The organism is Paraglaciecola sp., from assembly GCF_039964565.1.
Lineage (GTDB): Bacteria > Pseudomonadota > Gammaproteobacteria > Enterobacterales > Alteromonadaceae > Paraglaciecola.
In genome coordinates this window covers 189501-215382 of record NZ_JBDVXF010000006.1, presented here as the reverse complement: position 1 = coordinate 215382, position 25882 = coordinate 189501, and the positions used below count along the sequence as shown (strand labels likewise).

Below are 25882 nucleotides of genomic sequence, written 5' to 3'. Positions count from 1 at the left end.
GGGACTGAGATACAAAAGTTAAAATGACTTAAATTGCCCATAAACAGTGAAAAAATTCATGCAATGCGCTTTATTGGATGGCATTTACCAATACAAAACTCACATTTGCTATTTGCTATTTGCTATTTGCTATTTTTAAGTCTGATTCCATTATTAGGAGCACAACCTTCCGTTAGTTCCCGTCGCTGTTTTTTAAAATGAATAGTCAAAATTTCAAAGCCAATTTGGCAGCATTGACGAGTTTCGAATCTGAAGAAGATTTAATGACGCGGTTAAGATAATCAGCAGCAACTTTTGAATTTTTAGGTTCGGCTAGCCTGAGTAGTTGTTTCGCGTGAGCCACATTTGCATAGGTGAATAAAGTAAACTCACTCAACAATACGGTTAATGCGGATATTGCTGCTTCAGGGGCAAGTCCCTTTTCATCAGTAAAGTGCACTACCAGCTGGCAAGAGTTTAGCCACTTCACATTGTCGTACCATTGTCCAACAACGCGATTCTTACATGCCCTTAAAAAATACCGCTGAGCGCCAGTCTCATCACCTATTGTCCAATAATATTGCGCAACTCTTTCATTAACAAAAAAGTCATTGGGATAGTTAGCAATTGCGTCTAGCGCAAGCTTCTTACCTTTAGTAAAATTTTCGGAATTTTGCGCTAGGTTTATTTGTGCGATATAACCCCACTTTTGGTCGATAGAAGCTATCTCTTGAGTTAATTTTTGTTGGTGGCTAATTTCCTCAGTTTGCCCCAAAGCAGAGGCTCGCATTACCATATTCTTCGGACTTGAATTGATAGCAACGCCGGCTTGCAATTTGGCTTGTAAAGCTTTGTTGTAATAACCGCGCTTTCGAAAAATATTCACTTGATGTCCTATACTCCGCCAAGCTTCAGCGGCAAAAGCATGGGTTCGTGCTGCATGTTTAAATTGGGATTCGTAAACACTCAAAATTTCAATTGCCGTCTCAATTTTTTCAACAAAAATATGATAGACAACCTCTAATTCGAAACACTCGGGCGTCTTCGCGCCCCGTGAATTTTCAATGCGTTTTTTAGCTAATTTAGTATCGCCCTGCAACAAAGCGTCAGATGCTAATTTAAATTCATTGGCGCTCGCTGGGATCATTGTCATTAACCCAACATAAAGTGCGCAAAAAGCAGTCAATAGTTTCATAAACATGTTACTTGGTTATTAGAATTTTGGAGCCTAATAATTGCGCCATACGCTCAACTACTACAAGGGTTGTATGATGAACTTCGATAAAATCATGACAAACGTAGGATTTAAGAATTCCTATTGTTACCAGAGATATTGTTGTAACGACTCAACAGCCAATCGCTAGGCGTCAAAATACAACAGCAGTCTAGTTTCCCACAGTCGAGTGACAAGCCAATTCCAACCTCGAATAAATTAAATTGGTTAATATCCTTAAGGTTGTGTCAACCAGTCACTGACAGAAACTTGCTGTATTAATAATTCTTCAATGAAAGCGCGTCTTTCAGGCACTTGTTTGATAAGTGCATTAACAAAATCTACAGAGCTAGCAGGATGAAGCGGGTACCTATGTAATTCGATGATTTCAGATAACGCAGCTAAAATAGGTTCATCGCCTAGTTGGGCTCGCAATCGAGAAAAGACCACTGTCGCCCGCGAGTATTTATCGTGAGGGCTCTGCGCATTTACAAGACTAACTGGCGCTTCTCGGTTATGGTTTTCTGCATGTAAGAAACGTTGTGTTTCATAATCCACCAGCGCTTGCATTGCTTCAGTTCCGTAATGCTTTTCTAGAAGTACAAGCTCAACATATTTTGCCATTGATTCGACTAAAAACGCGCTATCTTGTTGAATTCCGTTACCAAGAAGATGTCCAAACCATTGGTGCGCAGTTTCATGCACAGCTCGGCGATAAGTATGACTGAATAAATACTCTGCATCCGCCCTAGACCTGAAGCCTAACTTACTGCCAATAAGAATTAACTGTGGCAAAGCAAAACCAGTAGGACCTGCGTCTGGAGACTCAATTAAGGTTAATGTATTACCTGGAAATGGCCCTAAAAACCGGGACAGAAATTCAACTGTTTGCTGCATGGCATCTAACGTCATAGTCACGTTTTCTTTATGCTGTGGATAATAAGCGACTTGCAATAAGAGTCGACTAACCAGGCGCGTTTCTGTCTCAGCTGGAGTAGCAATAAATGCCTGAACACGATGCACAGCAGACTCTGTCTCATAACGACGATAAACACGGTCCTGCTGTTCCCATTGTGCGACTAATTCCCCCTGACTAAAACTCTGATACCCTTTAGGTACTGAAATGATTGTGCTGAGTAACGACCATTGGTATCTATCTTTTGCTCGATCACGAACCTCAAGTTTCTCTTCAGTTGTTTGTTTGTTGCGTGGGCTAAGTCCATATTCAATGCGCAAATCATTATTGCTAATCTCTCTAACCCCTTGATAACCAAGCGCAGGGAAAAATGGAATGGCTCGCAAATAGATAAACTCAGAGGTAAGGATCTTATGACTTTTAATTGCCTGATAACCACTTTGCTGTAACACTAATTTAAAGGTCAACTTAGTTTTTTGCCCTGGCGCTAGTGGCGATTCCAATTGAAATATACGCTGCCCTTGCACTGCATCATAAATAACCTGTGATTCATGCTCCAATTGAATATACTCAACAGGACTTCGCCAATCTTCACTCACAAGAATTTGTTTAATCGGCTTTTTATGAGGATTCGATAAGTAGTAACTACCATTAATTTCGGCTTTACGCTGCATCGGATATAAGTCGACTCTTGTTGTAACCTTGTCAATATTTGGCACAAGTTCATCACCAAACTGACTATATGAATTTTCATAATTTGCGAGTAATTGCAACTGCTCAACTACGCTTAGCTGATTACCATCTTTAACGATCTCATGGTTTAGATGGCTTATTTGAAACAATGCCAACCCAAGTACTATAGACAGCGCTACTCCATATTTAGGTATTTGCAAAGGCCATTTCCTTGCTTTGTTTAGCATCAAGCTTACGAATACGAGTGCAGCGCTAACTAATAACCAAAACAGACTAAAATCCCAAAAACCTTCTACATAAGGCTTGTAGCCTAATATTGAATCTATCTCTTGCAATGGCGTAGCGAAGGGTTTGAATAAAGGATGCAACAAACCAAGAAGCGAAGGCAAAGGAGTAAACTCCAGCACTAAAATAAATACACAAAAACTAAGAGCGATTACTCGCTGTTTCACCAATGACAATAACGCCAAGAAAGCGACTCCTTTCGCCGCCAGTGGCACACCAGAGTACACCACAAAACGCCCATATTCCGATAGTTGAATAGCGCTGTCACCCATCAACTGACAAACTAACGAGGCTACACATGTCACCAATAGAAATATCAGTAGTACAACCACAAGCAGCACTAAACGACTGAAGAAAACCAAGACGAAAGACACAGGAAATGTTTCAGTAACCAATGCAAAATTATAGTGTTGATCACGCCACGTAAGGCTGTAACCGACAAAAAGAATCAACATAGAGCCAAATAGTGGCACGAGATCCCACATAAATCGGTTAACCGCATCCATAGTCACGCCCTGCAAACTCGCCCCCATTTCAGCGACATGTAATGACGGGTAGGTTTCTGCGAAGATAATGACACCCCAGACGAGTCCCATAAACAACGCACCGGGATGCAGGAGCAACTGACTACTCTGTAATCGTAGTAACGCAAAAAACTGTGAATTTGGTTTTGGCGTACAGCCAAAAAATTTGAAAGGCCCCACATCTAAAGCTTTAGATTTGCCTAGACTGGCCGAACTTTGGGTGTTTTTTTTGCTCCCCCAAACATTAAATGTTGACCACCTTAATGCCAAACTAACAGCCAAAACGGCTGCAAGTAGGACAACCACGCGATTAAGAAAAAATACCTCCCATTCGATATCTTTTGTAAACAACACTGTTAGTCCGAACCAATCAAGATAACTCCAGAACATCTTAAATATTGGATCTGGCACTTGTGAACCAGCCATAAGTGGAGAGCCACTGGCACTTGCCATTGCCATATAACTCACAAAAATTAACAACCCAGTCAAATACAAAATCATAGGTGGTGCTGACACGTTTCTTAGCAGCCAAAACAGAGCCAAGAAAAATAATAATGCAGGCAACGCAAGCATTATTAGCAGCCCTTGCAACTGGAAAAACACATGAAACAGGGTCAAAGGCGCTGGCATAGTTTGGGCTTGTACACATACCCCCACAAAAACACCACAAACCGCCACAATGCATATTACATAAATGGAAATAAGTAGAACTGAGACAATTAAGCCTTGTCGTTTTTTTTGACTCAGCGGCAGCGCTCCAACTAACTCGCACATGTTGCTGTGTTGGTCGCGAAAAAGTGCTGAAACGGCCAAAATGACGCTTAGCCATGGCAGCGCCATCATGCTCAATGAGCCTACCACTTGTTGCAAATGAAAACGCTGAAACAATTCCGCTTGGGAACTATTGATCCCTTGGCCAACAAAATAACCAAATAGCGGAGCAACCAATAATAAAATCAAAAAAACTGGTTGCCGCCATTGCAACTGAAGTTCTGATCCTAGTTGTAGTTTCAACATAAGTGGTCCCCAAATGCCTTACCGTTAAGGTGTAAAAAATAACGATCTTGCAAACAAGGTTTAACAGGTTTCATATTGGAATTAGGTTGCGCTTCTGCATAGACCCGACAAACTGGCTCTCCGTAATGTAAGTTCTGTGACAAAACTTTTGCGTCTAACGGTACTTCAGATGAGGCCATAACCCCTTGCCAAATTTTTCCTTCTAATGATTCGAACAACGAGGAAGTAACACCACTAGCAACAATCTCTCCAGATAACAAAATGTATGTTTTGCTACAAAGATGCTCAATGTCTTCAACAATATGCGTAGACAACAACAATAAGCGCGTTTTCGCAACGTCATGAAGAACGTTATGTAAACGTAGTCGCTCAGCAGGATCTAAACCTGATGTTGGCTCATCTAAAACAAGTACTTTTGGGTCACCAAGTAAAGCCTGGGCGACTCCAAAACGTTGCAACATACCTCCAGAAAAATAGCGAACTTGGCGATGTGCCATGCTACTTAAGTTAGTCAAACTAAGTAGCTGTTCAATTTGTTGTTCACGCTTCCCTCGATCATTTAACCCTTTCATAATGGCTAGATACTCAAGCAATCCGCGACAGGAAATATGGGGATAGACTCCAAAATGTTGCGGTAAATAACCTAACTGCCGCCTCAGTAAATTGGGAGTTTCACCAACGTTTTCCCCATCCAGTAAAACTGTGCCACTATCTGCAGTTTGTAAGGTGGCAATGGTACGCATCAAGCTCGACTTACCCGCTCCATTTGGCCCCAGTAATCCCACCATGCCAGTGCCTATTTCCATGGATACATTTTTTAAAGCTTGTGTCCCATCTGCATAGGTTTTACTAATTGATTCGAGTTTTAACATAATGGCTCCTATCTATTTAGGAGAAGATTAGAACTCGGTTGTGTATATAAGAAGACAATTGTGATCAATGTATGACTTTTCATGACCTACGCAACTTTCATCATCGAAACCACTTAGTTCGTCAGACAAAAAGTGACAGTGTGCAATGGGAACGGTAGGATAAAATGACTTGTTTTATAGAGTAAATGCATGGCCCAATTAAACTGGAAAAACTTAAAAGCCTACGGACAGTCGTCGCTACTACCGTTAGTTACAGCGCTCGCGATAGCGATTTTTAGTAGCCTACAAGTCATAGTCAGTAGTGTTGATGATTTTCCCTCGTCATTGGATTTCGGCGAAGCATTATTTGACGCCATGATTGTTGCTGTAGCGACACCTAGGTTTTGGATAATTGCCGGGGTCTTAACCTTATTGCATTGGATGCACCTCGCCTATCAGCACGTTTTTAAACACCAGATACGCGCTAGTTGGCTTCGATTTTTAGGATCCCTTGACACCGCACTGATTGTTTTATTAACGGCCTGGGTTTGGGTGATGACGAGTATATTTGTCTTCAATCCCGATCCTATGCGCAATCAACCTCTTGAGCCCACTATTGACCTAGAATTAATGGCGCAGCAATGGACGTTAACTTTACATTATTTCTGGCAATTTTTGATTATGGCCGCGGTTGTCTTTATCTATTATTGGATGAATCGATATCAGTTCATTCGCAAGGTGCTGCAACGTCATGGTGTGTATGTGTACTTGCTCAGTAGTACCTTATGGTTATTAATCACCTACCCGCTTTTTGCTTATTTGGTTTTGCAATTGCCCCTTAACATTCCAGAACAAACCCTGTTACCGTCTGAGGATCACAATATTTTTGCTGGTATGAATTTATTTACTGCAGTCACAGTCTGGGCACTCAGCACCCCTTTTATCCTTGCTTTCGAACGGCAACAAAGCGCCAAGGAAGTTGCTGAGCTGCAGCAAGGGAAAGCAGAAGCAGAGCTGAAAATGTTACAACAACAAGTCAACCCTCATTTTCTGTTTAACATGCTCAATGGTCTGTATGCACTCTGTTTGACAGGGTCGTCAAAGGCTGCCCCAATGCTTCTAAAATTGTCTGACTTATTACGATATTTGGTGTATCAAGGTCAGAGTGAACGCGTACCGCTATCTGAAGAACTCGCCTACTTGCAAAATTATGTTGAGCTTCAACAAATGAGGATTGGTCATCGATGTCAGGTAATTTGGACAATAGATGTCAAACAAAAAGAAGTTGAAATTGCTCCAATGTTGTTGATCATGTTAGTGGAAAATGCCTTCAAGCACGGTATAGAGCCCAATCCTGAAATGGGTGATATTACAATAGAAGCGAAAGTTGCAAGAACGGAGTTTGTCTTTTGTTGTTGTAACAGTGTTGCTTCAACACCTAATCAAACACTGTCCAGCGGTATAGGACTGAAGAACTTGCGTCGTCGCCTAGAATTAACCTACGGGAGTCAGCATAGCTTGCAATCGAAGCGAAGTGGCTCACAGTGGATTGCTGAATTGAGGATAACACTTTGAAGATTATTATTATTGACGATGAGCCCTTGGCTCATGAAGTGCTATTGCACCATTTGCAGCAACATAATGATATACGAGTCGTTCAGCAATGTTATAACGCGACGGATGCGCTAGCCTACCTTGCCCATCACAATGTCGATTTGATCCTATCAGATATTAAGATGCCAGGTCTTTCTGGCCTAGACATGTTAAAAGTCATGGGAAATCGACCACAAGTCGTTTTGTGTACCGCATTTCAAGAACATGCGTTAGTTGGTTTCGAGTTAGATGTCACCGACTATTTACTGAAACCCATCAGTTTAGAACGCCTAACCCAAGCGCTTGAAAAAGTGAAACTACGTATGCAGAAAGTTGTACATAAAGTCGAGCGTAAAAGTTTTATTATTCGCGTTGATCGAGAAGATCGCAAAGTTTGGCTCGACACCATTGAATGTTTTGAAAGCTACGGAAACTACGTCAAAGTTTGGCAAGACAAAAACTATGTTCTCACTCAGGGTCCACTCAAAGAAATATCACAAGCTTTGCCTCAGGGTGATTTTATACAGATACACAAATCTGTACTCGTCAACAAAGCCGACATTATCGCAAAAGACACGCATACTTTAACGTTAACCAGTGGTCGTAAAGTAAATATTGGCAAATCTTTTAAAGCCAAGGTGGCTGACCTGTGGAACAGTTAATTAAATTCACTTTTTTCTCTAGGCTAACACTAGACTCAGAATTTAGCGGTTTATCAGAGCAGCCCCCTTCAAGTACGAATACAATATGAAACTTACTCACCCCCTTATCTATACCATTACAGTTACTTTCTCTGTTAACAACAGTAATGTCGAAGCCATTAACAAAACAGTTTGAACAGAATGACCAAGAGTATTCCTAAGCGGATTGCAAGTAATTATGGGTATATAAAACGAGTCAAAATTTAAGGAAAAAGAATGTTTATAGCAATGTATGAATTTGTAGTTAAGGCTGGCTTTGAAGAGCAATTTGCTAGCGCATGGTCAAAAACGACTCAAGGCATATACTTATTTAAAGGAAGCTTAGGCTCTCGCCTGCACCGCAATAAAGATGGAGCATTTATTGCGTACGCACAATGGCCTGATGAACAAACCTATCGCAATGCGAGTGATATAACTATGTCAGATGAATATGAACAATTTAGACAGTCAATGCTAGATAGCCTGAATATTGAAATGACAAAGGTTCTTTATGAGATGGAAGTACAAATTGACTTGCTACACACTGAAATAAACAAAGCGTGATGGAACGACAAGGCAACAGTTTTGTAACCAGCACGCATGTATGTAACGCCTAACTGCTTGCTTATTATTTACACAGCCACATTGAATTTTTTCGAAAAGTCGTTTTACCCTTCTTAAACAAGATCTTAACCAAGTAATTGAGCAATGCTCGCACTTGGACTACCATCTAAACCACACCTCATTGTAGCAACGATTATTTGACGTAAGACTTTGTTTTAACGAACCTTTATGAAATGTTAATGATGGATTACGTCAATCCAATGAATTGCCAGTTTCGCGAAATTAGCCTCAGATAACGTCCCATCTGGCAATTCCTTTAATATCAACCGTAGCGCCTAAACGTTCATAAAATTTAATGGCACCTAAGTTATCTTGTTGTACCTCCCATTTTATGCGGCTCGAACCCTTAACTCTACATACCTCTTTGGCTTTGAGCATTAACAACTCTCCGACTTTTTGGCCTCTAAATTCCTCCCAAACAAATAAATCATCAATATTCATATAGGATGCTCCCAACCAAATTGAATAATTCCAGGTGTAGGAACAATAACCAACAGCTTGATCATTTAATTCAGCCAACAGCGCCCCATAGGATGGATTCGCGCCAAACCCAGAGTCGATTAACTCTTGCTTAGATGTTGTGATGTACTGCTCTTGCCCATGATACTTTGCAATCGCAAACATTAGTTCTAGTAACACATCAATGTCTTGCAATTCTACTTCTCTAATCTTTAGCATGAGATTTGCCCTAAATTAATGATTGATGATCTACACAACAAATCAGGTGATGTTATTTGAAGCACGGTAAACCTCCTTACTCTAAGCCAAGTTTATAAGCTTATTTACTTCAATAGTAACGATACCAGCTCACTGTGTGGTGGCGAATCAACACAATCTTCTCTGATACCTAATAACAAAGATACGGTTCTAATTTGGCCATGTTTAAGTTTTAATTTAACCAAGGGAGAAGCCTCATCCTGTTTTGCAAGGATCCAACTAGGTAACCAAGCAAAACCTACCTGGCTTTTAACAGCATACGTAGCTTCTGATACATTGGTTACTGTAAAACGCGATGATGATCCTAACCAACCAGAATTAACGTTGTGTCGCAGTCCTGCGTCTCGGATCACAACTTGTCGACACTGTTCTAACTGCTCAAAAGTCACACAGTCTAGGGAGGCCAACGGATGCTGACAATGAGCTACGGCCTCTAAATCAACCAAACTTGCCACGCGAGCCGTAAAACCTTTTGGAATAGCACTGGCAATACCAATATCCACCGAACCATCGTCTAGTAACTCGCCACACCTTGATAAAACGGTTTCTTGCAACTGCACGTTTATTTCGGGGTACGCTGCGGAAAAGGTCGATAAAGCGCTGTATAAATGTTGTTTGGGAAACAATGTATCTACCGCTAGGCTTATGGACGCGTGATGCTGTTTTTTGTTAGAAATAGCCTCATGCTCAAGGCTATCAGCTCTGCTAACCAACTCCCTAGCCGAGCCTAACAATGTGACTCCGAATTCAGTTAATACAGCTTTGCGTCCAACAACATTAAACAGAGGTTCACCTAAGGTGCCTTCAAGTTTTTTAATGCTATGACTAACAGTTGATTGCGTCTTATACATGGCATCACCCGCCTGAGCAAAACCACCACAATCAACCACCGCAATGAACGTCCTCCACTGTTCTAATGATATTCTTTGCATAAAATCCAATCTCACTTCAATCGCTGAATTATCGAGTTAATTAAGTCGTTAATGCCTCAGTGCGTAAAACCTTAACTGTCCATTTTCTTGGAAACCAAGATTAGCATAAAGCGGAAGTCCCATCATCGAGGCCTGTAAGGTTGCAGTTTCTAGATCCGACTTTTTTATCTCATTTAGCAACATGATCATCATTGACTTTGCGTACCCCTTACCTCTATATAGGTTCGGTACAGAAACTTGATAAATTCCACACACACCATTTTCAACGTAAGTAAGAGCTGTGGCCACGGGACTATTATTCTGGTACAAGAGGTAAAGAGATACCTCAGAAAATGTTGACGCACTGTACATGACTTCGGGGCTGATATCATAACCGAATCCATTACTACAAACATCGACAAAGGTATCTATGTATTGCCTATTTACAACTGGCAGCTTTTGTAACACAAGATCCGCCGAGCTCGGATTACGAGGTGAATATTCTGTCATCATCAATGACATGAAATGTAATTGACTTCCCGTTTCTAGCGATAAATAAGATTTCAACTTTCTATTGTTTGTATGAGGCCATAGCGCCACCTTGTAGCTAGCATCATGTTTCGAGATAGATTTCAGATCGGTTGTTGTAAAATCGCTAGTAGGATCTACTAACCAAATTTTTCTCGGCCAATTGGTATTTACCTGCAAACCGCCTTTAGAATAATAACCATAAGCTTGCCACAAGCGGGTTAGGTTATCGATATTGTGTGTGAGTAGATTCATATATTTCACCGATTAATCAAGGCAATCCCAATCATCATTGCTAGAGCGCCTAGTAATTTTGTTGAAGTTACAGGTATTTCAGCACTACCAAACAATCCAAAATGAGCAATAACCATAGCCGTAATGAGTTGACCCGTTAAGGCATATGACATCATACTTCCTACTCCCATTAACGGTATGAGGTAGTAGCAAAGCCCTACCCCTAGCGCACTCACTACTCCGCCCATCCAAAAATATGCCGGAATACTCGCAATGGTTTTAACGGGTGGAAGTGACTGACTAGTCAACACTATCACCACAAAACTGATAACTGCACTCAATAAAAAGGCCACCGATGTTGCGATAACAGGGCTTTTTAAAAGTACGCCTAGTTGCGCATTAACACTGGCTTGCAGCGCAATCAATGTTCCAGCCAAAAGAGCGTACACCGAAAACATTTCGTTATACTCTCAACATAAAATTATCAAAGTCCGGGCGTATTTTTTTAGCTTGCGCTGAACTGTCATGGTCGGAGCGATAACCTAAAGCACAAATTACACAGCTTCTAAGGCCGTTGTCGGTTAATCCTAAAACCTCATCGAATCCTGCAGCGTCAAAACCACCCATAGGACAAGCATCGATACTCTTTAGCGCAGCTACAGTAAGAAGGTTTCCTAAGGCGATAAAGGCTTGTTGATCCGCCCATTGGCGCTTAGCTGCTTCAGGCATTCCCAAAATCACATCTTTGACATGTTGCTTAAACCCGGCGAGAGCTTGCTGCTCTATTCCTTTGACTTGCGCAGTCATAGCAAAATATTTTTCGATAAAGTGGTCATTTATATCGTTGTGACTGGCAAGAATAAAAAGGTGAGACGAATCTCGGACTTTTGTTTGCCCCATCGAATGAGGAAGCAACGCTTCGCGCATTTCCGGCGATTCAACAACAATGAGCTTGTAAGGTTGCAACCCATAGGAAGACGCCGTTAAACGGGTAGCGTCTGCAAGTTCGTGTAAATCTTGTGCTGGTATCACTTTGCTACTAAATTCGCGAACAGCGTATCGCCATTTTAAAGCATCAATAACATTCATATTTTTCTCCGAGTCATAATTATCTATCTCTACATTAAAACCTCACTCAAGCAAACCTTGATGCCATTGGCTAGCAAAGTAATGGTTGAGCTTTGATTTTGCTGAGCCATTGTATTGGCTATGAAAAATTGAGAAAAATGACTTAAATCGGGTATACCAATTTAAAAAATTCATTGGAGTTAGGAACAAATAAGAGGAACAAAAGTTATGAGAAAAAACTGGCACTGTGGCTAATGCTTAGAGGTAGAACATAAAACTCTTCAAAATTTAAAAACCTTCTAAGAACATTTTGTTGAACAGTCTCAAAATCTAAGCTGCGGGTTCACTCAGACTTGCTGCATTGAAGTAGCTTGTATGATGAACACTCAAATCAGCGGTGCCCCTTTTAATCATCAAGTTAGCTTAAATTATACGCCTTTTTAACTAGTCCATAAGTTAATTGATAGGCCAAAGTATGAGCCTCTTGCATGCTAATTTGATGGTTAGCAACCAACTCGGCGAGATAGCGACAATCTACTCTTCTGGCTACATCATGACGTGCAGGGATTGACAAAAATGCCCTAGTGTCATCGTTAAATCCAACCGTGTTATAAAACCCTGCCGTTTCAGTGGTTTGTTGGCGAAAACGTAACATTCCAGCTGGGCTATCATGAAACCACCATGCAGGGCCTAGTTTAAGACTAGGGTAATGTCCCGCCAGCGGTGCTAGTTCCCTGCTATAAGTGGTTTCATCTAACGTGAACACTATGATGTTTAAGTCTGGATGATTACCGTACTTGCTTAACAGTGGTTTTAAGGCATTGACGTACTCGGTTTGACTAGGAATATCACAGCCTTTGTCTCGCCCGTAGTAGTCAAAAACATGAGTATTATGATTTCGATGAGATCCAGGATGGATCTGCATCACCAAGCCATCCTCAATACTCATGCCAGCCATTTCAGTTAACATTTGTGCTCTGAATAACTCTTGCTCTTGTTCATTAGATTGACCGCTAAAACACTTATGCAATAAGGCTTGGCATTCGTTCTCAGCTAAATCAGCGGTTAGCGCAGTTGCATGACCATGGTCAGTTGCCGTTGCACGACCCTGCTGCATAAAATACTGGCGACGTTTGCGGATAGCATTTAAGTAACCTTGCCAATTTTGTGTATTTTCACCCGTTAGCTCGGCGAGTTTCTGCAGGTTTTCTGCAAAATCTTCGCGACTCGCATCCACCACATCATCAGGTCTAAAAGTAGTGATAACACGTTTTGCCCACTTCGTACCCGCAATGGCTGAGTGGTGACTAAGGGAGTCTAAGGCTCCTTCTGTGGTAGCAATCAGCTCAATATTAAACTTGTTCATGAGCGCCAATGGGGTGAAGTCAGGCAAAGCAAGTTGTCGATTGATTTCTTGATAATATGCATGGGCATTGTCTGTACATAACTTTTCAGTCAAGCCAAATACCTTAGAAAAAGTATGCTCTAACCAATAGCCCGAAGGCGTACCAGCAAATAGATAATAATGCTCGGCAAATAACTGCCAAATTTGCTTGGGATCGGCGTTTTTATATAAGCTTAAATCTCCCTTTTCACCATGTTGCGGGATCCCTAAAGAATCTAAAGAGATACCTTGGCTATATAACATTCGAAACACGTAATGATCAGGCCGAATCAACAAATCCGTGGCATTTTCAAAGTTTTTGTTTTCATTAAACCATCGCGGATCAGTATGTCCATGAGGGCTAACTATGGGTAACTCCTTGATTTCTTCATATAACTCACAGGCTAAATTAGCTACCTGTTTATCAGCAGAAAACAGCCGCAGCGGATTGAGAGTTAGTTTTTGGATGGAGCTGGTCATATGAAATTCCCACAAATAGATCAATTACGACATCAATATCGCTTTAGTTAACTTTTTATTTAGGTCATATTGCCATTAAAAGTGACGCACTTTTAATATAGAACAATAGTATACAACCGAAAATGACACCGGTATCAAGATGAGTTAAAATACTGTAAATGTCAAGTGTCTATGGGATGAACAAGATAAAAATTACTGTGACGTATTTTCTGAATAGTTACTAGGAACAACAAGCATCATTACTTATTTTTTCGAACATGTTAAAACACTAAGAATGTTCGCAAACACTCCTACCCTTTACCTAGATTTATTGCTGCTAAATATAAAGCCTAAGCGACTTTTTATGCAGCTAAAATACGATAGTTCCTAAATAGTTTATATACACAAGAGCTTCGAGCTTACGCAGATTACTAGCCATATAAAAGGCTTCGATACCCCCAAACCTTTCTTAACTAAAAAATCGTTCTAAACGGAAATTAATTAGAATTTAAAACCTGAAGCAGTTGAATTGACTTAAGCTAGCAAGCCAATTCAACTGTTTTATATTTTCACTTTAACAACGATATTTCTCATAGCCCAACTTAGATACCAGTTTGGAATATTTGCACATCACCAGTTAGTATCTTTGCGCAATCAAAAACTTAAAGTCTAAGTGTTATAGACCTTTCGACGTTGTTAAATTTCACTCTACCACCAAGTGGTATATAACGCTGCTAAGATCACCACTACACCTACAGCAGAAATATTAAACGACTGTGCCGTTGTAAAATTCACTTGCTCTAAGTTAACACTGCTATCTGTGGTTATTGGCTTCCCTGCAATAGACACAAAGAAACATAACAATAAACACAACAAAAACACTAAGCCGACGCGGTCCATAAAAGGCAACTCAGGCCATGCAAATTTCAGAGCTAGCGAAAACACAGCAGAACCTACCGCAGCTGATAGCGCCCCCATAGATGTGGCACGTTTCCAGAACATGCCCAATACAAATATCACAACAATGCCAGGAGTAAAGAAACCGGTAAATTCTTGAATATATTGAAAGGCTTGATCAAATTGACCGAGTAATGGTTGCGCAACAACTAACGCAATACACAAAGAAACCAATACCGCGATACGCCCAATAAACACATAGTGGCGTTGGCTTTGGTTAGGCTTAAAACGGGTATAAATATCCATAGTAAATATAGTGGAAATACTATTTGTCATAGAGGCAAGTGATGACACTATGGCCGCTACTAATGCCGCAAATACCAACCCTTTTATACCAACGGGCATTAACGCCATCATAGACGGATACGCTTGATCTGGCGTGGTTAACGATGGATAAAGAATAATTGCGGCGATACCTGGAACAACCACAATAAGTGGCATTAATAACTTAAGGTAGGCAGCAAAAGCGATACCTTTTTGTGCTTCCTTGATATCTTTAGCAGCTAATGCACGCTGAATAATATACTGATTAAATCCCCAATAACTAAAGTTCATCACCCACATACCACCAATTAATACTGATATACCGGGAAGGCTCATGTAGTGAGAGTTTTCTGGACTTAATATCATGTCAAAATGTCCCGGCATTTTATCAGTAAGCACCATAAAACCCGCTAACATTCCTTGCCCATCTGCGACTGCATCCAAGGCTAAATAACTCAGCAATAAACCACCAAACACTAGCAACACTACTTGTAATATGTCGGTAAAGGCAACGGCTTTTAGGCCGCCATACAACGAGTAAGCCGCTGAAAATGTGGCGAGGAAAATCATGCCAATCATCCAGTCTACACCGGCTACCGTTTCAATCGCCAAGCCACCTAACCACAAAACTGCGGTTAAATTAACGAAGGTATATACCGCCAACCAAAAAATCGCGATGGTTGTTTTTACTTTGTTATCAAAGCGTTGTTCAAGATATTGTGGCATGGTAAATATTTTGTTTTCTAAAAAAATAGGTAACATATATTTACCCACTAGCACTAGCGTAATCGCAGCCATCCATTCATAGGACGCAATAGCTAAACCAATAGCGTATCCCGACCCTGACATGCCAATAATTTGTTCAGCCGAAATATTTGCAGCGATTAAAGATGCACCGATCGCCCACCAAGGCAGTGATTTACTGGCCAAAAAGTAATCTTCGGTGTTAGCACCTTCTTTCTTTTCATTGCGAGAAATCCATAAGGCAAGACATAACAATCCAATCACATAAACGATAAATATTGTGCTATCTAAGGTTCCAAGTTTTGTTGAAAATTCCATCACATATATCCTTTCAGAAAGTATTTATTGTTGAACATTTCTGAAACCTTTTTCCAAAAGAATCTTAGTTTTCATCTCTAACTCGGCAACCAATTGAGGATAGTTTTCGGCATGATTGGTTTGTTCACCTATATCGTCACTTAAATCGAATAATTGCGGTGTATCCTCGAAGCCCATTTCGATATCTTTATTGGCCAACCAACCAGGCAATATTTTATCTGCAGCGATGGGCTGAATGTACTTCCAATTATTTTTACGCAACGCAACTGTGCCAACTGCTTCCTCCAATAAATAGATTCTGGCGTTCTCAGTTTTACCCAGAAACGCGTCCATCATATCCAGGCTGTCAATAGCCTCATCTGCGGCAAGGGTTTGCTTCACTAAACCTGCTAAAGAGGCATAGATGTCAACTTGGGAAATAAGCGCACGGCTGCGAATATGTGCTGTTTTATGCGGCCAATACACTATCATTGGAACACGTGTTCCTCCTTCAAATGCACTGTATTTGCCACCTTTGAATGGACCTGCTGGAGTATGATCTCCTAACATTTCAGCAGCTTTATCATTATATCCATCATCCAGAACCGGACCATTGTCACTTGTAAAAATAACCAAGGTGTTTTCTTCAAGGCCTTGAGCTGTTAACTCTTTCATTAGTCTGCCTACCATCCAGTCCATTTGCGCAATGGCATCACCTCGTGGTCCCATAGTGCTTTTTCCTTTGAACCGCTCATTAGGTAAGCGTGGAACATGAATGTCCTGAAATGAAAAAAACAAAAAGAACGGTTTGCTCTTATTTTCAGTGATAAAATCGACCGCTTTTTCAGTAAACACATCGGGGAATTCTTCATCTACCCATAAAGCCTTTTCCCCGCCACTCATACTTCCTATGCGGCTAATGCCATTAACGATAGTTTGGCTATGTTGCAAGTCCGCGGTCATACGCAGCAATTCGGGATTAGCGACACCTGTGGGGCGATTCCCGACCTGGTGATCGTAACTCACTTCAATCGGATCCTCGTTTTCAAGATTAACGACACCATGATTTTCTAAATACACAGTAGGCACACGGTCTCCCGTTGCAGGTAATAAAAAGCTATAGTCGAAACCAATTTCCAATGGACCTGGCTTTACATCTTGATTCCAATCAACCGAGCCGTCACCTAAACCTAAATGCCATTTACCAATGACTCCAGTGACATAACCGGCCTTCTGCAACATGCTAGGTAAGGTGGCTTTGCCAGGACGAATTAAAGCCGGCGCATCACCCGGCAAAATAGCGGCGTCTTGACGAAAACCATGTTCACCCGTAAGTAACGAATAACGTGACGGTGTGCATGTTGCTGCAGTGCTGTGAGCATCAGTAAAATTTACCCCTTTTTTAGCCAGGACATCTAAATTAGGTGTGCTGACACCTTGCGCTCCATTGGGTGAAATATCACCGTATCCCAAATCGTCGACATACATCACTATCACATTAGGTTTCTGAGCGGCTTTTTGCGGTGCAGCCTGAACAGACACGGTGCTAAGTAGTAGCGTACAAATCTTGAATAGCGCCGAATAGCGCCATACAGAGGCATTAATTAACTTCATCAATTGTTACTCCTAAATATTCTACAAGCCAAAAGGCATAGGGAATTTTGTTAAATAAACTCACTGGTATAGCCACTTTGTGACCCAGGGATCATTGGTATTTTTCTGAAAGGTTTTAATCTCTTGGGTAAGCTGCTGTCGCAACTTGTCGTATTCGGGCAAATACGCCAAGTTGTGAAGCTCTTGAGGGTCATTGCGGATATCAAATAATTCAAACTCAGGACGCTGCATAAAGTCTTTGATACTACGATTTGCGTAATGTTTTATGCCGCGGCGCTGTAAATCTTGCCAAATCAATGAATATTGCAAGTCGGCAGCAAAGGGATAGATCAAACCATGTGCAATATTCCAAATCAGTTTGTATTCTTTATTACGCACCATACGCATTGGGTAATACATCATGACTTCGTGCATCGAATGTGAGGCAAAAACCCGCTCCCAGCCTTTATTTTGATCTGTTTCAATAACCGCTTTGAAAGACTTTCCTTGCATATTTTCATCGGCAATAGACACCTTGGCGTAGTCAAGAATAGTGGGAGTTAAATCTACCCACGACACCATTTTCTGGTGAGCCTTACAGACCTGTAAATTTTGTGCGCAAGCTTCAGATGATGCGCTTGAGCCAGGGGCTTTAACAATTAAAGGTAAGTGAATTCCAGCATCATACAAATTGGTTTTTGCACCTGGAAAAGCGATTCCATTGTCAGATAAATACAAAATCAAAGTATTCTGGTATTTTCCTTGCGCTTTTAGTTGCTTCACTAACTGACCAACGCCCTGATCGAGTCGCGAGATAGCTTGATAATATTCGGCTATTTCTTTACGAGCAGCGGGTGTGTCAGGCAGGTATTCTGGGACGATGACCTCTTCAGGTTTGTAAAATACTTCTTTAATACCGGGATACCCCTTAGCTCGATTACCAAATGAGTTGGGATTAGGATAGGTATCAAAAGGAAAGGCACGGTGTGGATCATCACTCGCAAAATACAGAAAGAAAGGCTGCTCACTTTCAGAGATAAACTCCACACTTTTGTTTGCCATTTCAACCGGACTGCGAGCTATAGACTGCATATCATTAGCCGCCCCTTTTGACAGCACCTGATCAAATTTAAACACGTGGTCAGGTCCTAAATGGTATTTACCTATACGTGCGGTGCGGTAACCATTTTCACTAAGAATAACGGGTAACGATCTCACCTGCTCAAAACTACTAAAATGATGTTGCTTGTGTTGCAAGCCATACATGCCATTAGCGTGATTTTGACGACCTGTTAAAATCACCGAACGACTTGGGCTGCAACTCGAAACGGTCGCAAACGCGTTGTCAAATCGTGCGCCATCTTTAGCCAAAGCGTCAATATTGGGGGTTTTTATCACATTATTGCCATAGGCACCCAGCGCATCTAAACCATGATCATCGGCAACAATCATCACCACATTGGGCTTGTTATTCACCCTTGTTTGTAATTTTTTAGCGTCCTGCATGCCATCCTGTGCGCCATCTTGTGCGCTTAGTGCAACACTATGAACAGTGACAAGCATCAATGTCACTAGATACAAAAATAATGTTTTGAAACGAAACACCATGAATTATCCCTGAAACTCAATGACAACTAAAAAGCAGCGCCACAAAAATCCATTGTGGCCTGTTTAGTTAGCTGCAATTAATATTGGAAATTAGACTTGCCCGTACACTTAGAAAGTATACGACACACCCACTAGCACTTGTTTTTCAGTGGTAATCCAGTGATAGGGATTAAACTTATCACCCGCCTTGTATTCAAAATGATCTCTGCGTAATAGATTCAAGGCATCCAAGGTCAAACGAAATGACTCTGAAAGGTTATAAGCTAATGATAAGTCAAGTTGACCAAAGCCCTCTTGTGCCACTTCAGTTGTCACTAAGAAATCAGAGCGATAATTGTAAGAAAGGCGTCCAGAAAACGCGTCGTCTTCGTATATCCCCACTAAGTTGTAACTGTTGTCTGATAAACCCTCTAAGGTGATATTTGGCAGTAAAGGATTAGGTGAAGGTACATCAGAGTCCACGTAGGTGTAGTTAGCTTGTAAACCTAAACCATTAAAAGGTTCGGGTAAAAAGTCAAAAAACTGCTGATACGCTAGTTCTAAACCACGCACTGTACCTGAACCACCGTTACTTTTACGAAGAATAACAAAGTCGTTGCCACCTATGTTTTCCTGACTTTCTGAGGTTTGCAAGAAACCATCTATGTCTTTGTAGAAAATCGCTGATGACGCCATACCGCCGCTAGCAAAATAATATTCCAATGTTAAATCGACGTTAGTTGCAGTGAACGGGTCTAAGTCTGGGTTACCACCGTTACCGCGACCCTGCTCAAAATTAAGATACAGTGACGGCGCTAAATCACCAAAATGAGGCCGTGAAAACGTCTTGGAGCCCGCAACACGAACCAGGAATTCGTCATTTAATTCTAGTTTTAGGTTAAAAGACGGTAAAAATTCACTGTAGTTTTTATCGCTGGTTGTACCTTCATAAATGGGAGCACCTGTTCCATCAACATTACCTGTATCAAAAAAGTAATCCGCGGTAGTGTCTGTTTTCACGTAACGGCCTCCAAAATCACCGCTAACAAACATATCCCCCACTTCGGTTTCAAAATTAGCTTTTACATATAGCGCTGAGACGTCTTCAACATAATCGAAGGAATCCCTGGGGTTTTCAGTGCTTGCCTGCCCAGTAAAGCCGTAATAATCGCGAATTTCATCGTTACGCGACAATAAATAGGTAGGGTTAACGGCAACGTAATTATTAGGGAAATTAGCACCATCATAGTTGTCCATAAAGTTGTCCCAGACACTAGGCTCAACTAAATCCAACGGGTCTTGAGTACCATAAGTGGCACCTGACGCATCAAAAATATGATTATTTTGTACGTACTTAGTGGTACCCAAACTGGCCAACCGAAAACCGGCTTCTATCGATCTGAACATGCCGTCATCAAACATATAATCCACGTCAATTTTCGCTGCAGATTCATCCGCTGCTAATTGCCGACTTTCATGACGCCACTGTACAATATCGAAATTGTTTTCGTCGCTAACATCAAAGTTACCTAAGTCGAATGAAGGCGGTTCGCTTGGAAAACCACTGTTATCAACTGTTACTGGTAGCGCATCCCAATTGTCGCGAATTCGGGTGTTGTGAAAATTAGTTTCATTGTCAGTATCAACATAACTCACTTCACCAGAAATTTTCAAAGGCCCTGATACTGTCTCAAAACCCAATGCTAAGTCGTAGGTTGTGGTATGACGATCATCAATCATACTTAACACATCAAAAGTCATATCACTTAATTCGACTGATGCTGGGTAGAGGTTATTTTGGTCCATGTTCGAAAAGTCTGCGTCAATTACATTGCTGCCACTAAAGCCCCAAACAAACTCTTGGCGTAATTGCGCAGTTGAATATTCTGTATAACCCGAATCAAAGAAAAACTTGGTATCACTGTTTAGTGACATATCCACACCAAGTGAGTACACAGTGCGCTCTCGATCCCCCCATGCTGGAGAAGAGTTTAGCGAAGCACTGGTTTTTGCACCCTCTGGAGCGGTACCACTAGGAAAATCACCAACAATTGCGGTCGAACTAGAATTACGAACCAAATCTTCACGATATTCCCGCTCAAGGTAAGACACCCCAAAAATAACCCCTATTTCACCACCATTGCTGCCGTAATCCCATTTATTGCCTGCAACCAATGAACCACGGGGCGACCATTCTTTTGACAAATCACCATAATGTTCTTTAAAGCTACCGACTAAAGTGGGACCGCTTAAGCTCAGCGCATTAGTACGTTCGATGTCAACAACGCCTCCTATTCCCCCCTCTAAAATATCAGCAGATACTGATTTATACACAACAACCGATCCTACTAACTCAGCCGGGATATCTTCAAAGCTCGCAAAACGGTTAATGCTCAATTCAGATGCACCACCAAAATAATTGCGACCGTTTAACAGAGTAGCGACCTCATCAAGACCACGAATAGACACTCCCGACGCTTCGCCACGAGAACGTGAAATTTGAATACCTGGAATACGTTGTAACGACTCTGCTACGTTTAAGTCTGGAAATTTTCCGATATCTTCAGCCGAAATAACATCTGCTACTTGACTTGCTCCCTGCTTACGAGCCACAGAGTTAGTGATGCTTGAGCGGATCCCTACCACTGAAATTTGCTCGACCTGCTCGCTTGCACCTGCAGCTGCGCTTTCTTGCGCCCCTATTTGTCCGGTGCAAAGTATCATGCCAATGGCGGTAGCTAATATTGTGTGTTGTGTATTAGTTTTCATTTCGTTCTCCGAAAATTCTTATTGTATGTGTCCGTTAGCGTCATGAGTAATATCGTGATTACTCTGCTTGCTCACCTAGCCTCAGTCTTAGTTTTATTTTGAGAAAAAACGAGCGTACTTAGAACATTACTCAGCCTAAGCTTGAATTTAAATTAGCATGTCATTAACAAATGCACAACATCAAAATGAAAACAGTTTCCCTATTTATTTACAGAAAAACAAATACAAAATATGATAATACATTGTTTTAAATAACCTTTATTAAGGTTTGATAAATAACAATTTCGTTAAAAATAATTTCAAATCATATAAAATGATTACGGTTTACCTTACTAGGGAAACGTTACATTTGCTTTTCATTTAACATTTAGAGAGATACTTCAGCGATAACAAGCCTAAAGAAATTACGAGAAATTAAGTATTACAGTGAGTGAATTGGGCAAGTTTTTAATTATTATAGATTACAAAAACACTGGGCAGAAAAAACCGTTAAAAAATGTGGTATCGACAGGCGACTTGAATCAATCCAGCCTCAGAACTGACTGACGCTCCACCAGCTCGGGAGTGTATTTATGTTCAATTACATTGTATTGCGGCTCTGAAATGCCGTTGCCTTGACTTAAACTCAAAGCCAGCTCCGTGGCTTTCATAGCCATTTTTTCAATAGGATTATGGACAGTGGTCAATTTTGGTCGCATACATTGAGCTAAAATAAGATTGTTAAATCCCATTACAGAAATATCTTGTGGCACGTTTAGCCCATGAGCTTTAAGCATCGACACTGCTCCAATAGCGATCGCGTCGTTGTAGGCCAAAATCGCGCTAAACTCAGAGCCCCGAGCTAACAGGTTTTGCACTGCGATTTCGCCCCCCTCGTAGGTTGATGCTCCCCTTTCCAACATCTCAATTTCATATTGCACCGGATATTTGTCTAATTGAGCTTTGATCCCTTCGAGTCGTTGCACTGTGTTATTTTGAACGCCATTAACCCCAATCAGCGCTATTTTTTGGTGCCCTTGTTTAACAATATAATCAGCCATTAGCTCACCTCCACGTTTATCATCTAACCAAACGCAGCGGTTTTCTATTTCTTTAATATGACGATTAAGTAGCACCAGACCCGGTACCTTATGAGCAAAGTCGATTAACGTTTTGTCATCGAGCATGGCACTGTGAACCACTAGTGCTTTATATCTATGTTCAAGCAGCACATTGATAGCATCAAGTTCACTGGCGCGGTCAAATGCACCAGAATTGAGAAATATTTGTAAATTTTTTTGCGCCGCAACTTTCTCAATTCCATGCGCCATTTGTGCAAACAAAGGATCGGTTAAATCAGTCAACACAATTCCTATGGACGCATTATTCTGTACATTTATTGCTTGGGCATTCGCGTTGGGTTGATATTCCATTTCACGGATAATGCGCTTAATCTTTTCCCGCGTTTTAGCGCCTACTTTAGGTCCATTATTGATCACTCTTGAAACACTAGCGGGTGATACACCGGCGGCTTTAGCTATGTCTTTAATTGTGGGCATACATTACCTTCGCTCTAAGTTTGACCATAGGATGATTTAGCATTAAGTGTTGTCTGATGCGGTTCGCTTAATGGATAAATTTTAACAATAATTAATGAAACAAAACACAGCAATAGCGGACCACCCGCTAAACAAACACGCATCCAAGTTATAGTATCGGCGTGTTGTTGCCCGGCTAAATCTGCATCAAAACCTATTATATTTAGCAACAGTCCTGCGCCTATCATCGCGCCTACCAGTCCTAAATTAATGACTTTATTTTGTATAGAGATAAAATAGCCCACTTTGTTTTTACCAGATAAACGACGCTCATAGGCGCATAAGTCAGCAAACATACTCGGAATAATCACTGAAATGGCAACCCAGGATGGCGCACCCAACAACGCATCCACTACCACCGCCCATTCGTTTCCTGGCTGGAAAATAAACCATTTTAAAATGGCGCCTAACGCCGTGATCCAATATATAAGATACAAGGTTTTGAGCTTACCTAGCATCAAGGTTAAATAGGAAAATAATGGGATCATTACTAAAGTAACACAGGCAAAACTAGACGATAATATGCCTTTCCAAGCAGCCCCTGCCGCTAAATCCCCTGCTTTAACAAAATACACCAACAGGTAAAAGTCTAAACTCGTAAAGATACTTATGAGCCCAAACTTAATCAAAGTCAGGCCCAACAACAAAAATAACGCTCGTTTTACGCTATGATCAATCTGCGCAGTATCAATTGGCTGCTGCTCGTTGGTTTCGTCCAAACTCAACTGAGTGTTTTTATCAGAATGATGCTGCAATGAGCCTTCTGATTTTATTTGTGAAAACCACGCAGTTATCATCGCAAACAAAGCAATCAAAACGAAACCAATAAACCAACCCACATATTGAATTCCCAGATACACGCCGCCCCATAGCGATAATTGTGCTATCGGAAAAAGCCAAAAATACGCTAGGGTACCCAAACGTTCAAACAAAGAGCCGAAGGCCATGACTTTGACTCTTTGCTGCGCATCATGACTCAATTCAAACGCCAGTGATTTAACGTTAATAGTAAGAAACGTCATACTGATACAAAACAAGGAATTCAGAAGCAGCAGATAATATAAAATTTCATCAGGCTCCCAGTGGATAGGCACCATCCAAATCAAACTAAAGCATAATCCCGATAGCACGCCAGACAGCATCAAGATAAATCGTCGACTTCCTCGAATATTGTTACAGCGATCCGAAAACTCGCCCACAGCTTGACTAATCAATGCAGCAAAAACTATCGGACCTGCCATCACTAGGCTCAGCTTAAAAGGGTCAAGGCCAAGCGTCATTTGAAAATAAGGAATGGCCATAGCACTGAGGCTATGGTTGGCAAAAAACACCGCTAGAAAGCCAAAACCTAGCGCCATTTTATGTTGTCTAGAAATATCCGGAATAGAAAACACTTACCCGCTGCTCACTTTAACACTTGGAAGCTGACTCGCGTTTTACCAAAAAAGGCTTGTATTGGTAGTCTTTGGCATTATCGTTCGGTGTTTTATCTTTAACAATCAAGCTTAACGCCAATTCAGTGGCCTTACGCGCCATAATATCAATAGGATATTTTACCGTGGTTAATTTGGGCATACAGTATTTGGCTAATAAGACATCATCAAACCCAATAATGGATACATCTTCGGGAATACGCGCGCCGGTATCGCTTAATGCTGAAATAACGCCAGTGGCCATTGCGTCGTTGTAACAAAGCACTGCACTGAATTTGATTCCTTGTTGTATCAAAGTTTCAATTGCCGCCCGTCCACCAGCGTAATCGGGAGAGCCGTATGCGATATGCTGCTCTGAAAGCTCAATGTCATGTGATAGCAAAGACTCACGAATACCATTTAAACGATGGGTCGCGTCGTAGACGCGATCTTTGGTAGAAAGCACCACAATATTTTTATGGCCTAATGACGTAACATAATCGGCCATTACTTTGCCGCCACCTATATTATCAAACCACACACAACGTTGGCTGATCTGTGGAATATATTTATTAATCAAAACAAAGCCAGGAATTCGCTGAGCCAAATCAATAAGCACATCATCATCTAGGGCTTTACTGTTCACTACCATTGCCTCACAGCGCTGAGCTTGTAAGCTTTTAATCGCGGTCAGTTCTTTTTGCGCATCCAATGAACCTGTACTAATCAACACTTTAAATTGACGTTTCTTAGCGACATCTTCGATACTGCTGGCCATTTGCGCAAAGAAGGGATCGGCCAACTGCGAAATAACCACGCCAATTGTATTGGTTGATTGACTAACTAACGCACGAGCATGGGCATTAGGACGAAAATCTAATTCAGCTATCGCCTTTTCAACTCGCGCTTTAGTCTTAGGGCTCACTACAGCGTTAGAGCTTAACACTCTCGACACTGTAGCAGGTGAAGCGCCAGCTAGTTTTGCGACATCTTTAATAGTAGCCAT

At 41.3% G+C, this 25882-nt stretch carries 19 protein-coding genes; 3 read left to right on the top strand and 16 right to left on the bottom strand.

From position 1 onward, the window contains the following. Positions 1–205 precede the first annotated feature (205 nt). The 3 genes from ABJK37_RS03835 to ABJK37_RS03825 form a co-directional block, all read right to left on the bottom strand. Positions 206–1174 (bottom strand): hypothetical protein, encoded by a 969-nt coding sequence (locus tag ABJK37_RS03835; RefSeq protein WP_348350297.1) that lies wholly within the window; start codon positions 1172–1174, stop codon positions 206–208. 255 nt (positions 1175–1429) lie between these two features. Further along, positions 1430–4627: a M1 family aminopeptidase gene (locus ABJK37_RS03830; RefSeq protein ID WP_348350295.1), complete on the bottom strand. Its 3198-nt coding sequence runs from the start codon at positions 4625–4627 to the stop codon at positions 1430–1432. Beyond that, the gene (locus ABJK37_RS03825; protein ID WP_348350293.1) at positions 4621–5499 is read right to left on the bottom strand and encodes an ATP-binding cassette domain-containing protein; all 879 of its coding nucleotides are present in this window, start codon (positions 5497–5499) and stop codon (positions 4621–4623) included. The genes ABJK37_RS03830 and ABJK37_RS03825 overlap by 7 nt, the downstream gene beginning before the upstream one ends. 189 nt (positions 5500–5688) lie before the next feature. On the opposite strand from ABJK37_RS03825, the gene ABJK37_RS03820 reads away from it, so the two are divergent. From ABJK37_RS03820 to ABJK37_RS03810, 3 genes are all read left to right on the top strand, one after another. Beyond that, a complete protein-coding gene (locus tag ABJK37_RS03820; protein WP_348350291.1) occupies positions 5689–7053 on the top strand; it encodes a histidine kinase in 1365 nt (454 codons plus the stop codon). Beyond that, complete coding sequence (locus tag ABJK37_RS03815) at positions 7050–7733, top strand: response regulator transcription factor (RefSeq protein WP_348350289.1); 684 nt, start codon at positions 7050–7052, stop codon at positions 7731–7733. Before ABJK37_RS03820 ends, ABJK37_RS03815 begins: the two co-directional genes overlap by 4 nt. Positions 7734–7988: 255 nt before the next feature. Next, positions 7989–8315, top strand: a complete 327-nt coding sequence (locus tag ABJK37_RS03810; protein ID WP_348350287.1) for an antibiotic biosynthesis monooxygenase — start codon at positions 7989–7991, stop codon at positions 8313–8315. Positions 8316–8603: 288 nt separating this feature from the next. Here the strand turns inward: ABJK37_RS03810 and ABJK37_RS03805 are convergent, their stop codons facing one another. The 13 genes from ABJK37_RS03805 to ABJK37_RS03745 all read right to left on the bottom strand — a co-directional run bounded on the left by ABJK37_RS03805 (position 8604) and on the right by ABJK37_RS03745 (position 25882). Continuing rightward, a complete protein-coding gene (locus tag ABJK37_RS03805; RefSeq protein ID WP_348350285.1) occupies positions 8604–9053 on the bottom strand; it encodes a GNAT family N-acetyltransferase in 450 nt (149 codons plus the stop codon). Between the two features lie 104 nt (positions 9054–9157). Further along, positions 9158–10024, bottom strand: a complete 867-nt coding sequence (locus tag ABJK37_RS03800) for a LysR family transcriptional regulator (protein ID WP_348350283.1) — start codon at positions 10022–10024, stop codon at positions 9158–9160. A 48-nt stretch (positions 10025–10072) separates the two neighbouring features. Further along, on the bottom strand, positions 10073–10786 hold the full coding sequence (locus tag ABJK37_RS03795) for a GNAT family N-acetyltransferase (protein ID WP_348350281.1): 714 nt from the start codon (positions 10784–10786) through the stop codon (positions 10073–10075). A 5-nt stretch (positions 10787–10791) separates the two neighbouring features. Next, positions 10792–11223: a DMT family transporter gene (locus tag ABJK37_RS03790; RefSeq protein WP_348350279.1), complete on the bottom strand. Its 432-nt coding sequence runs from the start codon at positions 11221–11223 to the stop codon at positions 10792–10794. A gap of 4 nt (positions 11224–11227) precedes the next feature. Then, a complete protein-coding gene (locus tag ABJK37_RS03785; protein ID WP_348350277.1) occupies positions 11228–11854 on the bottom strand; it encodes an NAD(P)H-dependent oxidoreductase in 627 nt (208 codons plus the stop codon). A 397-nt stretch (positions 11855–12251) separates the two neighbouring features. Next, positions 12252–13697, bottom strand: a complete 1446-nt coding sequence (gene uxaC, locus ABJK37_RS03780) for a glucuronate isomerase (protein WP_348350275.1) — start codon at positions 13695–13697, stop codon at positions 12252–12254. Between the two features lie 687 nt (positions 13698–14384). Continuing rightward, positions 14385–15959 (bottom strand): sodium/sugar symporter, encoded by a 1575-nt coding sequence (locus tag ABJK37_RS03775; protein ID WP_348350273.1) that lies wholly within the window; start codon positions 15957–15959, stop codon positions 14385–14387. A gap of 24 nt (positions 15960–15983) precedes the next feature. Continuing rightward, on the bottom strand, positions 15984–17552 hold the full coding sequence (locus tag ABJK37_RS03770; protein WP_348350271.1) for an arylsulfatase: 1569 nt from the start codon (positions 17550–17552) through the stop codon (positions 15984–15986). A gap of 60 nt (positions 17553–17612) precedes the next feature. Beyond that, a complete protein-coding gene (locus ABJK37_RS03765) occupies positions 17613–19139 on the bottom strand; it encodes a sulfatase (RefSeq protein ID WP_348350269.1) in 1527 nt (508 codons plus the stop codon). A gap of 108 nt (positions 19140–19247) precedes the next feature. Then, positions 19248–21887: a TonB-dependent receptor gene (locus ABJK37_RS03760; protein WP_348350267.1), complete on the bottom strand. Its 2640-nt coding sequence runs from the start codon at positions 21885–21887 to the stop codon at positions 19248–19250. A 521-nt stretch (positions 21888–22408) separates the two neighbouring features. Continuing rightward, entirely contained in the window at positions 22409–23425 is a 1017-nt protein-coding gene (locus tag ABJK37_RS03755; RefSeq protein WP_348350265.1) for a LacI family DNA-binding transcriptional regulator, read from the bottom strand. Between the two features lie 14 nt (positions 23426–23439). After that, positions 23440–24858, bottom strand: a complete 1419-nt coding sequence (locus ABJK37_RS03750; protein WP_348350263.1) for an MFS transporter — start codon at positions 24856–24858, stop codon at positions 23440–23442. Between the two features lie 16 nt (positions 24859–24874). Beyond that, positions 24875–25882, bottom strand: coding sequence for a LacI family DNA-binding transcriptional regulator (locus ABJK37_RS03745; protein WP_348350261.1), 1008 nt, complete (start codon positions 25880–25882; stop codon positions 24875–24877).

What these genes read in the sequence shown, in the direction of transcription:
- ABJK37_RS03835 (WP_348350297.1), bottom strand. Translation starts at nt 1,174, where the DNA reads ATGAAACTATTGACTGCTTTTTGCGCACTTTATGTTGGGTTAATGACA.
- ABJK37_RS03830 (WP_348350295.1), bottom strand. Translation starts at nt 4,627, where the DNA reads ATGTTGAAACTACAACTAGGATCAGAACTTCAGTTGCAATGGCGGCAA.
- ABJK37_RS03825 (WP_348350293.1), bottom strand. Translation starts at nt 5,499, where the DNA reads ATGTTAAAACTCGAATCAATTAGTAAAACCTATGCAGATGGGACACAA.
- ABJK37_RS03820 (WP_348350291.1), top strand. Translation starts at nt 5,689, where the DNA reads ATGGCCCAATTAAACTGGAAAAACTTAAAAGCCTACGGACAGTCGTCG.
- ABJK37_RS03810 (WP_348350287.1), top strand. Translation starts at nt 7,989, where the DNA reads ATGTTTATAGCAATGTATGAATTTGTAGTTAAGGCTGGCTTTGAAGAG.
- ABJK37_RS03805 (WP_348350285.1), bottom strand. Translation starts at nt 9,053, where the DNA reads ATGCTAAAGATTAGAGAAGTAGAATTGCAAGACATTGATGTGTTACTA.
- ABJK37_RS03800 (WP_348350283.1), bottom strand. Translation starts at nt 10,024, where the DNA reads ATGCAAAGAATATCATTAGAACAGTGGAGGACGTTCATTGCGGTGGTT.
- ABJK37_RS03795 (WP_348350281.1), bottom strand. Translation starts at nt 10,786, where the DNA reads ATGAATCTACTCACACACAATATCGATAACCTAACCCGCTTGTGGCAA.
- ABJK37_RS03790 (WP_348350279.1), bottom strand. Translation starts at nt 11,223, where the DNA reads ATGTTTTCGGTGTACGCTCTTTTGGCTGGAACATTGATTGCGCTGCAA.
- ABJK37_RS03785 (WP_348350277.1), bottom strand. Translation starts at nt 11,854, where the DNA reads ATGAATGTTATTGATGCTTTAAAATGGCGATACGCTGTTCGCGAATTT.
- uxaC (WP_348350275.1), bottom strand. Translation starts at nt 13,697, where the DNA reads ATGACCAGCTCCATCCAAAAACTAACTCTCAATCCGCTGCGGCTGTTT.
- ABJK37_RS03775 (WP_348350273.1), bottom strand. Translation starts at nt 15,959, where the DNA reads ATGGAATTTTCAACAAAACTTGGAACCTTAGATAGCACAATATTTATC.
- ABJK37_RS03770 (WP_348350271.1), bottom strand. Translation starts at nt 17,552, where the DNA reads ATGAAGTTAATTAATGCCTCTGTATGGCGCTATTCGGCGCTATTCAAG.
- ABJK37_RS03765 (WP_348350269.1), bottom strand. Translation starts at nt 19,139, where the DNA reads ATGGTGTTTCGTTTCAAAACATTATTTTTGTATCTAGTGACATTGATG.
- ABJK37_RS03760 (WP_348350267.1), bottom strand. Translation starts at nt 21,887, where the DNA reads ATGAAAACTAATACACAACACACAATATTAGCTACCGCCATTGGCATG.
- ABJK37_RS03755 (WP_348350265.1), bottom strand. Translation starts at nt 23,425, where the DNA reads ATGCCCACAATTAAAGACATAGCTAAAGCCGCCGGTGTATCACCCGCT.
- ABJK37_RS03745 (WP_348350261.1), bottom strand. Translation starts at nt 25,882, where the DNA reads ATGGCTACTATTAAAGATGTCGCAAAACTAGCTGGCGCTTCACCTGCT.